This window comes from Vibrio taketomensis (genome assembly GCF_009938165.1).
GTDB classification, from domain to species: domain Bacteria; phylum Pseudomonadota; class Gammaproteobacteria; order Enterobacterales; family Vibrionaceae; genus Vibrio; species Vibrio taketomensis.
Genome location: NZ_AP019649.1, coordinates 789,024 through 802,274 on the forward strand (window position 1 = coordinate 789,024; position 13,251 = coordinate 802,274).

Sequence of the window (13,251 nt, forward strand, 5' to 3'; positions counted from 1 at the left end):
GATCCCCACCAAATGGTGGGGATTTTTTTATCGTCTGTTTATTGGTTGCAAGTCACAGGGCGTAAAGAAGGGGGGGCAATCGAAGCGTCTTTAATCCTGATATTTCGCCTCTTTTCCGCGTTATAGAGAAATTGTCCTTTTTTCTGTACAGATCTAGTTGTCTATTTGCGTGTAATGATGGATCATTAGAAGTTATCCGCCCTGAGAGCTAGGCTCTTAGGCGCAACCAATTTTCTGACAATACTAAAATATCTGAGGTGTTATAGATGAGTGAAGCTGAAGCTCGTCCATCGAATTTTATTCGCCAAATCATTGATAAAGATTTAGCCGATGGAACACATACAAGCGTGCATACTCGTTTTCCGCCAGAGCCAAATGGCTACTTGCATATCGGTCACGCTAAGTCAATTTGCCTAAACTTTGGTATTGCTCAGGACTATCAGGGTAAGTGTAACTTACGTTTCGACGACACAAACCCAGAAAAAGAAGACGTAGAATACGTTGAGTCAATTAAGAATGATGTGTCTTGGTTAGGCTTTGAGTGGGATGGTGAGATTTGTTACTCATCAAACTACTTCGATAAGCTATACGAATACGCAGTGGAATTAATTATCAAAGGCTTAGCGTATGTCGAAGAGCTAAGTCCTGAGCAGATCCGCGAATACCGTGGCACACTGACTCAACCAGGTAAGCCAAGCCCGTACCGTGATCGTAGCGTGGAAGAAAACTTAGCGCTATTTGAAAAAATGCGTGACGGTGGTTTTGAGGAAGGTAAGGCGTGTCTACGTGCGAAGATCGACATGGCATCATCATTTATCGTGATGCGCGATCCAGTACTTTACCGTGTACGTTTTGCATCTCACCACCAAACGGGTGACAAGTGGTGCATCTACCCAATGTACGACTTTACTCACTGTATTTCGGATGCGTTAGAGGGCATTACGCACTCTATCTGTACACTTGAATTCCAAGACAACCGTCGTCTATACGATTGGGTTCTAGACAACATTACTATCGACTGCCAACCACGTCAGTACGAGTTTAGCCGTCTAAACCTAGAATACACTGTGATGTCTAAGCGTAAGCTTAACCAACTTGTGACTGAGAAATTGGTTAACGGTTGGGACGATCCACGTATGCCTACTATCTCTGGCCTACGTCGTCGTGGTTTTACGTCGGCATCTATTCGTGAGTTCTGTAAACGTATCGGTGTAACTAAGCAAGACAACATGATCGAAATGAGCTCACTGGAGTCTTGTATTCGTGATGACCTAAACGAAAACGCGCCACGTGCGATGGCAGTACTGGATCCAGTGAAGATTGTGATCGAGAACTTCGAAGAAGGTAAAGTTGAAACGTTGACTGTTGCTAACCATCCAAACAAACCTGAGATGGGTGAGCGTGAAGTGCCATTCACTCGTGAAATTTGGATTGAACGTGAAGACTTCCGTGAAGAAGGTAACAAGAAGTACAAGCGTTTGGTATTAGGTAAAGAAGTACGTCTACGTGGTGCTTACGTGATCAAAGCTGAGCGTATCGAGAAAGATGCGGAAGGTAATATCACTACGATCTTCTGTTCTTACGATGCCGAGACGCTAGGCAAGAATCCAGCTGACGGTCGCAAAGTGAAAGGCGTTATCCACTGGGTATCAGCAGACAAAGGTCTACCGGCTGAAATCCGTCTATACGATCGCTTGTTTACGGTACCAAACCCAGCAGCAGCAGATAACTTCGCTGAAACTATTAACCCAGATTCTCTAGTGGTATTGAATGGTTTTGTAGAGCCAAGCCTAGTTTCTGCAGAAGCAGAAAAAGGTTACCAATTTGAGCGTATGGGCTACTTCTGTGCAGATGCAAAAGATTCTTCTGCTGAGAAGTTGGTATTTAACCGTACTGTTGGTCTTCGTGATACTTGGGCTAAAATTGAAGCTCAATAATCATTAAGTCATAAAAAATGCCAGTCGATTGACTGGCATTTTTGTATCCACGAATGTTGAGCAATTTTTGTTTGGATATTCAGGATAAAGAAAGCGCCATTCGGCGCTTTCTTTATTTTTCTTTGTGAGCGTCTGGATTGTTTTTACACGTACCATCACCACATTTACCGTATAGGTAAAGGCTGTGGTTCGTTAGCGTCACGTTGTATTTCGCGGCAATTTCGCGCTGGCGCTGTTCAATGACAGGATCTGAAAACTCGATAACTTCGCCACAGTCAAGACACACTAGGTGGTCATGGTGGTGTTGCGTAGAGAGTTCAAATACCGACTTACCACCTTCAAAGTGGTGACGTGTAACAATACCAGCATCATCAAATTGGTTTAAAACGCGGTAAACTGTCGCAAGGCCAATTTCTTCACCTAGATCGATCAGTTTCTTGTACAAATCTTCAGCACTGATGTGTTGACAGTCAGGTTGCTGTAGTACTTCTAAAATCTTTAGTCTCGGTAGAGTTACCTTAAGACCAGCATCCTTAAGTGCTTGGTTATTGTCTGACATATACTTTCCTGTTGATGATCTGCGGTATTTAACAGAATTCAATATTCCCACCATTATAGGGCAGGTTAGCTGAACAATAAACCACGAAGTTCAGGCGGTTACTCGAATTTCTTGTAAAGTTGTGCAGTGTCACGGATAAAGCTGGTCTGTCCTGTTACAATTATTTAACTTATGGTCGAGTGTCATGGATGAGATGAGAAATGAGTTCTTTTTTTTCAAAAGCTTACACTCCAAGATTGGTAAGAATAGCTTTAAATAGCTGGCCACCATTTTGGGGAAGTGGGATTAAAATTGTTTCAATTAGTGATGATTTTCGTCAGGTAAGAGTAAAGCTAAAGTTGCGCTGGTGGAATAAAAACGCCAATCGTACTCAGTATGGCGGCAGCATTTTCTCACTTACTGACCCAATTTACGCACTGATGTTGATGGGTATTTTGGGCGAACAATATTACGTGTGGGATAAGGAAGCGAGCATCAATTTTATTCAACCTGGAACGGGTGATCTCTACGCCGATTTTGAATTGAGCTCAGCAGAACTTGAGCATATTTACCGTGAAACAGCCAGTGGTGAAAAACACTTACCGGATTTTATTGTCCATGTGAAAGATGAGAAGGGTAATATCGTGGCGGAAGTGGAGCGTAAGCTTTATGTGCGCAAAAAGCCAAAATATCGAGAAAGTGTTGCTTCTCAGGTATAAAAAAACCTCCAAGCGGAGGTTTTTTCGACTTAGCCTTCTAACTCGGCTAGGCACATTTCTTCGTGAATTTGTTTACACCAGTTTTCACGCGCTCTTCTGTTAGCTCAGGCTGGCGGTCTTCATCGATACATAAACCAACGAATAGGCTGTCATCGCCTTCAACGAGTGCTTTAGACGCTTCGAATTCGTAACTTTCTGTCGATGTGTTACCCAGAATAGTACCACCCTTAGATTCAACGATATCGCGTACAGTGCCCATCGCATCACAGAAGTACTCAGCGTAATCTTCTTGGTCACCACAACCAAAGATAGCAACAAGCTTGGTAGAGAAGTCGATTTGCTCAAGCTCTGGGAAGAAGTCATCCCAGTCACATTGTGCTTCACCGTAGTACCAAGTAGGGATACCTAGTAGCAGAAGATCGAAATTATCGATGTCTTCTTTGCTGCTTTTTGCGATGTCTTGAACGTGAACTAGTTGTTTACCTAGTTCTTTTTGAATCATCTTTGCAATCGCTTCAGTGTTACCTGTGTCGCTACCAAAGAAGATACCTACACTTGCCATAGATTCGTTACCTTTAATAATGTCTATTTTTTAGCATCAAAATAGGATTAGCCTAAACCTGAGCCTTCCCAACTTAACTGAATCAGTCCTTTAGCAACAAATCCAGCGCAACCTAGGAACAGCACCAACCATACTATTCTACGACCAAATGGAGGAACATTACCGGCATGAAGTACATCTTTTATCGCCATGCCGATCAGGAAAAAGATCGAGGCGAACAGTAGATCAAGCCCAATGGATTCCAACTTGTTCATGTAGTCGTATAGCATGATATCCCTTTATGCCAATTTACATGCGCGCCACTATACCACTGTTAACTCCCAAAGTTAATGTGGAAGATAGTCACTTTATGTTTACGCAATAAATTTACGAATAGTTCGTAATACTTCTTCTGGTTTTTCCGCATGTAGCCAGTGTCCAGTGTTGGCGATGATGTGCGCTTTGCTTGGCTAAATTGTGCTTGAATTTGGCTTTGATGTTCCGCTTGTAAATAATCGGAATTAGCCCCTTTAACGAAAAGAGTTGGTGTTGCTATGGTTGAAATGGGTTGCCATCCCATAATGTTACGATAGTTGCTCCACAGATTTTCTACGTTAAAGCGCCAAGCGAGGTGATCGTCTTGTTTATAGAGTGACTTACCGAGAAATTGACGAACGCCCTCGATTTCGATGTGTTCGGCGAGTACTTCAAGTGCTTGCTTACGCGTGCTTGGTTTTGCCTCATTTACAGCTTTGAGTCCATTGAATACGTTGTCGTGACGCTGTACTTGGTAATCGACAGGGGCGATGTCGAGCACAACCAATTGTCTCACCTTATTTTTCATTAACTCAGCGACTTTCATCGCCACTTTCCCACCCATTGAGTGACCAATCAGGCTGAAGTCACTAATGTTTAAATGCTCAAGCAGGCGGCAGACATCTTCTGCTTGGCTTTGGTAGGTGTGCGTTTTAGATTGAAAGGATTGACCATGGTTGCGTAGATCGATACTAAGCACCTGATGATCAAGCTTTAAATTTCGCGCTAGCAATCCAAGATTGTCTAAATTTCCAAATAAGCCGTGGATCAAAACGATGGTGTGACCCTCACCTTCAAGTTTGTAGTTGAGCAGTTGTGACATTTTATCTTATTCGTGACTGGTTTATCGTAGAGTCTGGGAGAAGATCTCGCTATAATCGCCACAGAGTTTAAACATAGAGATTGTGAAAAGCGAATGAAAACAATTGAGGTTGATGAGGATCTATACCGTTACATCGCAAGTCAAACACGCCACATTGGTGAGAGCGCTTCGGATATTTTGCGCCGTTTGTTGAATGTGGATGGAGACACTTCGGTTGCCGCGCCACAAGCGACACAAGCTCCGCAAGGTATTGTTGTGAGCAAAGATGCAGTAAAAGATGTACAGGTGGATTGCGTAAAAGAAATGCGCTCACTGTTGATCTCTGATGAATTTGCGGGTCTTAAAAAAGCGATCGATCGCTTTATGATGGTTCTATCAACGCTTCATCGCCTTGATCCTGAGGGCTTCTCTGAAGCAACACAGGTGAAAGGTCGTAAGCGCGTTTATTTTGCTGATAATGAGCAAACATTGCTTGCAAGTGGTAACACTACCAAGCCAAAAGCAATTCCATCGTCACCGTTTTGGGTTATCACCAACAACAACACTAGCCGCAAGAGACAAATGGTTGAGCAACTAATGTCTCGTATGAGTTTACCTGCTGACTTAGCAGAGAAAGTGGCAAACTCAATTTAAGCCAAGAAATTACAAGCCTCATAATAAATAGTTGTTATGAGGCTTTTCTATATTTTGTTTTTACAAAGGACGTCAAAATGGCTATGCACCCAAGAGCCGGACAAAAGGCTCAGCAGCAGGATCTGCACAATATTCCAGCATTAGTATCTAATTATTTTCTCTTGCAACCGGACCCGTCGAATCCCGCTCATAAAGTGGAATTTGGTACTTCTGGTCACCGCGGTACAGCGGATAAATCAAGTTTTAACGAAAATCATATTTTAGCGATTGCTCAGGCGATTGCTGAAGTGCGTGCTGAGCAAGGCACGACTGGCCCGCTGTTTGTGGGTAAAGATACCCACGCCTTATCAGAGCCAGCGTTTGCTAGTGTTATTGAAGTACTGGTGGCGAATGGCATTGAGGTGATTGTTCAGCAAGACAATGGTTACACTCCGACTCCAGGTGTGTCTCATGCTATTTTGACTTACAACCTCGTTCATGAGAGCAAAGCGGATGGTATTGTTATTACGCCATCACATAACCCTCCTCAAGATGGCGGAATTAAGTACAACCCAACACATGGCGGTCCTGCGGAAGATGCATTGACAAAAGCGATCGAAGGTCGTGCAAACGTCTTGATCGCAGAAGGTCTACAAGGTGTAAAACGCATGCCGTTGGCGCAAGCGAAAGCGTCACCTCTGTTTAAGCAAATGGATTTGGTGAAGCCATATGTTGACGATCTAGTTAACGTTATCGATATGGCAGCGATTCAAAACGCTGGGCTAAAAATCGGTGTTGATCCATTGGGTGGCAGCGGTATTGACTACTGGCGTCAAATTGCTCAGGCATACAATCTCGATCTTACTTTGGTCAGCGAAGCGGTTGATCCAAGTTTCCAATTTATGTCATTAGATAAAGATGGCGTGGTTCGTATGGACTGCTCATCACCTTACGCAATGGCAGGCCTATTGGCACTAAAAGACGAGTATGATTTAGCGTTTGGTAACGATCCTGATTATGATCGCCATGGTATCGTGACGCCAAAAGGCTTGATGAATCCAAACCACTTCTTAGCCGTTTGTATTGATTATCTATACCGTCACCGTGAAGGTTGGGGTCAAGACGTTGCCGTCGGTAAAACACTGGTTTCAAGTGCATTGATTGACCGTGTCGTTGCTGACCTTGGTCGTGAACTTTGTGAAGTACCAGTGGGCTTCAAATGGTTTGTAGATGGTCTTTACACCGGCAAATTTGGTTTTGGTGGTGAAGAGAGTGCTGGTGCATCTTTCCTACGTAAAGATGGCACGCCATGGTCAACGGATAAAGATGGCATCTTGCTATGTTTATTAGCCGCAGAGATTACGGCTGTTACAGGTAAGAACCCTCAAGACTACTATGAAGAGCTTGCAGCGAAGCATGGTGAGTCTCAATACAACCGTATTCAAGCGGTCGCAAACGGCCCACAGAAAGATGTATTGAAAAAGCTCAGTCCAGAGATGGTGGCGGCAGAAACATTGGCTGGTGATGCAATTACTGCGCGTCTAACCCATGCTCCTGGTAATGGCGCAGCGATTGGCGGTTTGAAAGTGACGACGGCTAACGGTTGGTTTGCTGCTCGCCCATCAGGTACTGAAGATATCTACAAGATTTACTGCGAAAGCTTTAAAGGTGCTGAGCACCTAAAACAGATTGAAGCTGAAGCGCAAGAGATCGTAAACCAAGTGTTTAAAGACGCGGGTTTATAATTCTGAGCGCTATATTGATTGAGAAGAGCTGACGAAAGTCGGCTCTTTTTTTGTTTTGAGAGTAGAAAATGTTCGGCAAAACCTCTTTTCGTAACTCTGTCGGTATGTCATTTCTACATAAACTCTCTTACATCTCATTTCTTGTATCAATGTTTTGGCCACGCATCTGGCACTACAAACCAAAACTGTCCGCTTTCGGTTTGGGCGTGGATAAATCGTTCAGGATTGGGCTCTATAGTCGGCGCATTGGGTTCTTTTCCTGTTGCCCAACGGATTTTCGGCAGCTCATACAAGGTTTCTTGTATTTGATGTGCTTGAGAGTAATAGCACCAGCGCCCACTAATTTGAGAAGCATTTAGTGGATAGTTTAAGCAGTGAGTTGGGGTAGGCTCGAAATTGAATGGGTTAACATAGAGTCTACCTTGCATGAGTAAACGGTGAGTGGCTACTTTTAGTTCAGGGTGCTGTTGATGAAATTGCGAAGTAGTAGACATCGCTAGTTGGTGATTAAGCATGCGGGGCAGCTTGGTCTCTAATTGGTCATGAGCATTAGGGCCAAACCAGTTACCACCGTGCAATAGATAGAACTTTACCGCGACTTCCCAATGTTCATTTCTTTGCTCGAGTTCATTTCGCACGATGAGGTCTATTGCCCCTAATGTTCGCCCTTGTTCAGAGAGTTGGATCTCTTCTGCAAGTACTTGGTAGTTCGCACTGTTAATAAAAGCTTGAGTACATAAATGCTGATAGATAAATCCCAAGCGTTGGTTGCCGCTGTACATCGCATTGCTGGCGAGCGGGTGTGGGTTTAAGGTCTTTAAATCGCAGAATACATCATGATGCTCGATAAGGTTTGGGCTGGTGGTGATCCATTGATAAAACTCGTCCAGTGCACTCATATCTGCTCACTATTTGCTTTAGGGTTTGTTTCGACAATTGAGAGTGAAGTTGTTATAACTTTCGCTAAAGTCAGGATACTGGAAAGTCGAATGAATAATCTACAACTTGAAAGATACTTAACGAAAAACTCTCACCGCAATTGATTAAAGATTACAGCCCGAATGGCCTGCAGGTTGAGGGTAGTGCGCAAATTAGTAAAGTGGTGACGGGTGTCACCGCTTCACAAGCTTTAATTGATAAGGCCGTAGAGCTAGGTGCTGATGCGCTACTCGTACATCATGGGTATTTTTGGAAAGGCGAGCCAGAACCTATTCGTGGTATGAAAGGTAAACGTATTCGCACTTTAATTAAAAGCGACGTTAACCTGTATGGCTATCATTTACCGTTAGATATTCATCCTGAACTCGGTAATAACGCTGAATTAGCTCGTTTATTAGAGATCGAAGTGGAAGGTGGTTTGGAAGGGCATCCTCAATCGGTTGCTATGTATGGTCGCTTTAAACAGCCTCTAAGCGGCGCTGAGCTTGCTAAACGTATTGATGCAGTGTTGGATAGAACACCTCTGCATATCGCCCCAGAGAACGCGGACAAGCTGATTTCAACTATAGGTTGGTGTACTGGAGGCGGCCAAGACTATATTGAGTTGGCGGCACAATTTGGCTTGGATGCATTTATTTCGGGTGAGATTTCAGAACGCACCACATACACTGCGCGTGAATTGGATATTCATTACTTCTCGGCAGGCCATCATGCGACAGAACGTTACGGTATTAAGGCTTTGGGCGAGTGGCTTGCTACTGAGCATGGCTTAGATGTGACCTTTATCGATATTGATAATCCGGTTTAAAGAATTTAGAACGTTTCTTGCTTTAAAAATGAAAGGGCTGACACGAAAGTGTCAGCCCTTTGCTTATCGCCTTATTGCTTATTCGCGCTCATGCAGTGGGCGGAACTCACGTTGGACTTCACCAGTGTATAGCTGACGAGGACGACCAATGCGGTTTGAAGGATCACTGTGCATTTCATTCCAGTGTGCAATCCAGCCGATGGTACGAGACATCGCGAAGATTACAGTAAACATCGATACAGGAATACCAATCGCTTTTAGAATGATACCTGAATAGAAGTCTACGTTCGGGTAAAGTTTTTTCTCAACAAAGTATTCATCAGATAGAGCAATACGCTCTAGTTCCATTGCAACGTCAAGCAATGGATCTGAAATGTTCAGTTCGGTCAGTACTTCGTGACACGCTTCGCGCATTACTGTCGCACGTGGGTCGTAGTTTTTGTAAACGCGGTGACCAAAGCCCATGAGACGGAATGGGTCATCTTTGTCTTTCGCACGTTCAACAAACTCTGGGATGTTATCCACGCTGCCGATCTCTTCAAGCATTTTCAGACAGGCTTCGTTAGCACCACCATGAGCAGGGCCCCAAAGAGATGCGATACCGGCCGCGATACAAGCAAATGGGTTCGCACCAGAAGAACCAGCAAGACGAACAGTTGATGTAGATGCGTTCTGTTCGTGGTCTGCGTGTAGGGTAAAGATTTTATCCATCGCACGAGCAACGACTGGGTTCACTTCATACTCTTCACATGGGTTCGCAAACATCATGTGGAGGAAGTTTTCTGCGTAGTTTAGGTCATTGCGAGGATAGATAAATGGCTGGCCAATCGTGTATTTGTAACACATTGAGGCCAGGGTAGGCATTTTCGATAGTAGACGATATGCCGCGATTTCACGGTGTACATCGTTGTTGATATCGAGTGAATCGTGATAGAAGGCTGCGAGAGCACCAACTACACCACACATGACCGCCATCGGGTGGGCGTCACGACGGAAACCATGGAAGAAGCTAGCGATTTGCTCATGCACCATAGTATGACGAGTAACCGTCGTTTTAAATTTCTCGTATTGCTCACGGGTTGGGGCTTCACCGTAAAGAAGGATATAACAGACTTCTAAGTAATCAGCGTTGTTTGCCAATTGATCGATTGGGAAGCCGCGATGTAACAACACGCCTTTACCACCATCGATATAGGTGATTTGAGATTCACAAGATGCAGTGGCAAGAAAACCTGGGTCAAATGTAAAGTAGCCATTGGCTCCAAGTTTGCGAACGTCAATTACTTGAGGACCAATAGTCCCGTCCATAATTGGCAGTTCGACCGGCGCAATACCTTCAATGTGAAGGGTCGCTTTCTTATCCGCCATAACAATCTCCTTTGTTTATTTTTTAATCCATCCAGGATGTTTGTGTGCCATTTTTGTACGTCTGTTCGTTAATAAAGTCAATTTTTCTCCTCTGATGTGTGCTCTTGTTATGATTTTTTGCACGTAATAAGTTAAAAATCTGTTCTGTGTAGCAAAAATTGTTACAGCAATTGTATTAGAATGTTACCAGCCGTATATTGGTGTCGTGAAATTTGGGAGAAACCTAATAAATTCAAGGATAGAAAGAATAATGAATTAGGTTCTTTAAAATCCTTGTTAACAAATATTTTACAAATAACTCGATTGCTTACAGGGTTGATTGTTGTGAAATTGTTATCATTTTGCAGTGTTTGGCTTCCAAGTTTCTTAAATAACTATAAATGCTCTAGTGAGCTGAGTGAGCAAGCCCGTGAAAGAAAGAAAGTCAAGACCTGTAAACCTAGACTTGCAGACCATTAGCTTTCCGATCACTGCAATCGCATCTATTCTCCATCGAGTGACAGGTGTGATCACATTCGTAGCAGTCGGAATCCTATTGTGGTTGCTGTCTTTGTCATTATCTTCCCCCCTCGGATTTAAAGAAGCCGCAGACATCGTTGATGGCTGGTTTTTTACGTTTATCCTTTGGGGAATCCTTACCGCATTAGCCTACCACATCGTGGGTGGCATCCGTCACTTGCTGATGGACCTTGGCTATTTTGAAGAACTGGACACTGGTGCGAAGAGCGCGAAAGTTTCTTTTGCTATCACAGCTGCCTTGTCTTTACTTGCGGGGATTCTGGTATGGTAAACCACGTTTCATCATTTGGTCGCAATGGTGTCCACGATTTCCTATTGATTCGTGCCACCGCCATTATCATGACCTTATACACCATTTATTTAGTCGGCTTTTGTGCCTTTACAGACCTCAACTATGTGTCTTGGAGCCAGTTTTTTGCTGGTAACTTCAATAAGGCATTTACGATGGTTGCACTGACATGCGTGTTAATTCATGCATGGATCGGTTTGTGGCAAGTACTCACAGACTACATCAAATGCGCAAAATTGCGAGGTGGTCTGCAAGTTGGTGTGGTAGCGCTACTACTTGGCTACTTCTTCTCTGGTCTGTTTATTCTGTGGGGTGCCTAAGTGTCTATTCCAGTTCGTGAATTCGATGCCGTTGTTATCGGCGCGGGCGGCGCAGGTATGCGTGCTGCACTACAAATTTCTGAGCAAGGCTTAAGCTGTGCTCTACTTTCTAAAGTTTTCCCAACGCGTTCGCACACTGTCTCTGCTCAAGGCGGTATTACGGTTGCTCTGGGGAATTCGCACCAAGACGATTGGCAGTGGCACATGTACGATACCGTGAAAGGTTCGGATTATATTGGTGACCAAAATGCTATCGAATACATGTGTAAAAATGGTCCTGAGTCAGTGATTGAACTTGAGAAAATGGGTTTACCGTTTTCTCGTTTTGATAATGGCACTATTTACCAGCGTCCTTTTGGCGGTCAATCAAAAGAATTTGGTGGCGAGCAAGCGGCCCGCACAGCCGCTGCGGCTGACCGTACTGGTCACGCGTTATTGCATACGCTTTACCAGCAAAATGTTAAACACAAAACCATGATCTTCTCAGAGTGGTATGCGCTGGATTTGGTTAAGAACCAAGACGGTGCCGTGGTAGGTTGTACGGCTATCTGCATGGAAACCGGTGAGATTGTTTACTTCAAATCGAAAGCGACCATTCTTGCTACCGGTGGTGCAGGACGTATTTATGCATCAACGACTAACGCTCATATCAACACAGGGGATGGCGTTGGTATGGCACTGCGAGCTGGTGTGCCAATGCAAGATATGGAAATGTGGCAGTTCCACCCAACAGGCATCGCAGGCGCAGGCGTTCTGGTCACGGAAGGTTGTCGTGGTGAAGGCGGTTACCTGCTGAATAAAGATGGTGAACGTTTCATGGAGCGTTACGCACCAAACGCGAAAGACCTTGCAGGTCGAGACGTGGTCGCGCGCTCTATGATGATTGAGATCCGCGAAGGTCGCGGCTGTGATGGTCCATGGGGTCCACATATTAAATTGAAATTGGATCACCTTGGTAAAGAGGTGCTTGAATCGCGACTACCGGGTATCTGCGAGTTGTCTCGTACCTTTGCGCACGTAGATCCGGTTAAAGAACCAATCCCTGTTATTCCAACTTGTCACTACATGATGGGTGGCGTACCAACGCAAGTTTCTGGTCAAGCGATTAAGCAGACATCTGACGGTAGCGATGTAGAAGTTCAAGGCTTGTTTGCTTGTGGTGAGATTGCATCCGTATCGGTACATGGCGCAAACCGTTTGGGTGGTAATTCACTGCTTGATTTGGTGGTGTTTGGTCGTGCGACAGGTCTACACCTTGGTGAGACATTGGCGGCGCAATCAGAAGCGCGTCCAGCATCTGAGTCAGATATTGAAGCATCTCTGGCTCGTACTATGCGCTGGGAGAACAGCGCGAGTGGCGAAGACCCATTCCAAATTCGAAAAGATCTCCAACAATGTATGCAAAACAGCTTCTCGGTATTCCGTGAAGGCGATGCAATGGCTACAGGTCTAGAAGAGCTAAAAGTGATTCGCGACCGTCTGAAAGAGGCGCACTTATCTGATAAGTCAAAAGAGTTCAATACCCAGCGTATCGAGTGTCTTGAGTTGGATAACTTGATGGAAACCGCATTCTCTACTGCAGTTGCCGCAAACTACCGTACCGAAAGCCGCGGTGCGCATGCTCGCTTTGATTATCCAGAGCGTGATGATGAGAACTGGTTATGCCATTCAATTTACAATCCGGAAACTGAACAGATGTCTAAGCGTGACGTTAACATGACGCCTGTGCATCGTGATGCGTTTCCGCCGAAAGTTCGTACGTACTAAGGGAGGAAAAT

The 13,251-nt window shown here is 44.5% G+C and carries 11 protein-coding genes and 3 pseudogenes; 8 read left to right on the forward strand and 6 right to left on the reverse strand.

Annotation, left to right across the window (positions count from 1 at the left end; all coding sequences use genetic code 11):
* Positions 1-266 precede the first annotated feature (266 nt).
* The gene (glnS, locus tag Vt282_RS03650; protein WP_162062585.1) at positions 267-1,937 is read left to right on the forward strand and encodes a glutamine--tRNA ligase; all 1,671 of its coding nucleotides are present in this window, start codon (positions 267-269) and stop codon (positions 1,935-1,937) included.
* Positions 1,938-2,049: 112 nt separating this feature from the next.
* Here glnS and fcrX read toward each other — a convergent pair whose 3' ends face one another.
* Positions 2,050-2,496 carry a ferric iron uptake transcriptional regulator FcrX gene (gene fcrX, locus Vt282_RS03655; protein WP_162062586.1) on the reverse strand — a complete coding sequence of 149 codons (447 nt, stop codon included), beginning with the start codon at positions 2,494-2,496 and terminating at the stop codon, positions 2,050-2,052.
* A gap of 200 nt (positions 2,497-2,696) precedes the next feature.
* Here fcrX and Vt282_RS03660 point away from each other — a divergent pair, with 200 nt between their 5' ends.
* Complete coding sequence (locus tag Vt282_RS03660) at positions 2,697-3,194, forward strand: DUF4442 domain-containing protein (protein WP_162062587.1); 498 nt, start codon at positions 2,697-2,699, stop codon at positions 3,192-3,194.
* Between the two features lie 29 nt (positions 3,195-3,223).
* Here Vt282_RS03660 and fldA read toward each other — a convergent pair.
* The 3 genes and pseudogenes from fldA to Vt282_RS03675 form a co-directional block, all read right to left on the reverse strand.
* Positions 3,224-3,756 (reverse strand): annotated as a pseudogene (gene fldA, locus Vt282_RS03665) (flavodoxin FldA).
* Positions 3,757-3,803: 47 nt separating this feature from the next.
* A complete protein-coding gene (locus Vt282_RS03670; RefSeq protein ID WP_162046918.1) occupies positions 3,804-4,025 on the reverse strand; it encodes a DUF2788 domain-containing protein in 222 nt (73 codons plus the stop codon).
* An 84-nt stretch (positions 4,026-4,109) separates the two neighbouring features.
* Positions 4,110-4,873, reverse strand: a pseudogene (locus tag Vt282_RS03675) (alpha/beta fold hydrolase).
* A 93-nt stretch (positions 4,874-4,966) separates the two neighbouring features.
* Here Vt282_RS03675 and seqA point away from each other — a divergent pair.
* Together seqA and pgm are read left to right on the forward strand one after the other, a co-directional pair.
* Positions 4,967-5,506, forward strand: a complete 540-nt coding sequence (gene seqA / locus Vt282_RS03680; RefSeq protein ID WP_162046916.1) for a replication initiation negative regulator SeqA — start codon at positions 4,967-4,969, stop codon at positions 5,504-5,506.
* Between the two features lie 77 nt (positions 5,507-5,583).
* On the forward strand, positions 5,584-7,230 hold the full coding sequence (gene pgm / locus Vt282_RS03685; protein WP_162046915.1) for a phosphoglucomutase (alpha-D-glucose-1,6-bisphosphate-dependent): 1,647 nt from the start codon (positions 5,584-5,586) through the stop codon (positions 7,228-7,230).
* A gap of 146 nt (positions 7,231-7,376) precedes the next feature.
* Here the strand turns inward: pgm and Vt282_RS03690 are convergent, their stop codons facing one another.
* A complete protein-coding gene (locus Vt282_RS03690) occupies positions 7,377-8,129 on the reverse strand; it encodes a DUF1853 family protein (RefSeq protein ID WP_162062588.1) in 753 nt (250 codons plus the stop codon).
* 90 nt (positions 8,130-8,219) lie between these two features.
* On the opposite strand from Vt282_RS03690, the pseudogene Vt282_RS03695 reads away from it, so the two are divergent.
* Positions 8,220-8,977, forward strand: a pseudogene (locus Vt282_RS03695) (Nif3-like dinuclear metal center hexameric protein).
* Positions 8,978-9,055: 78 nt separating this feature from the next.
* Here the strand turns inward: Vt282_RS03695 and Vt282_RS03700 are convergent.
* On the reverse strand, positions 9,056-10,345 hold the full coding sequence (locus Vt282_RS03700) for a citrate synthase (protein WP_162046912.1): 1,290 nt from the start codon (positions 10,343-10,345) through the stop codon (positions 9,056-9,058).
* A 397-nt stretch (positions 10,346-10,742) separates the two neighbouring features.
* Here Vt282_RS03700 and sdhC point away from each other — a divergent pair, with 397 nt between their 5' ends.
* The 3 genes from sdhC to sdhA are packed head-to-tail and all read left to right on the forward strand — an operon-like array spanning position 10,743 to position 13,240.
* Complete coding sequence (gene sdhC, locus Vt282_RS03705; RefSeq protein WP_162046911.1) at positions 10,743-11,135, forward strand: succinate dehydrogenase cytochrome b556 subunit; 393 nt, start codon at positions 10,743-10,745, stop codon at positions 11,133-11,135.
* Positions 11,129-11,473 carry a succinate dehydrogenase, hydrophobic membrane anchor protein gene (gene sdhD, locus Vt282_RS03710; protein WP_162046910.1) on the forward strand — a complete coding sequence of 115 codons (345 nt, stop codon included), beginning with the start codon at positions 11,129-11,131 and terminating at the stop codon, positions 11,471-11,473. Before sdhC ends, sdhD begins: the two co-directional genes overlap by 7 nt.
* Complete coding sequence (sdhA, locus tag Vt282_RS03715; protein ID WP_162046909.1) at positions 11,474-13,240, forward strand: succinate dehydrogenase flavoprotein subunit; 1,767 nt, start codon at positions 11,474-11,476, stop codon at positions 13,238-13,240.
* The last annotated feature ends 11 nt before the right edge of the window (positions 13,241-13,251 follow it).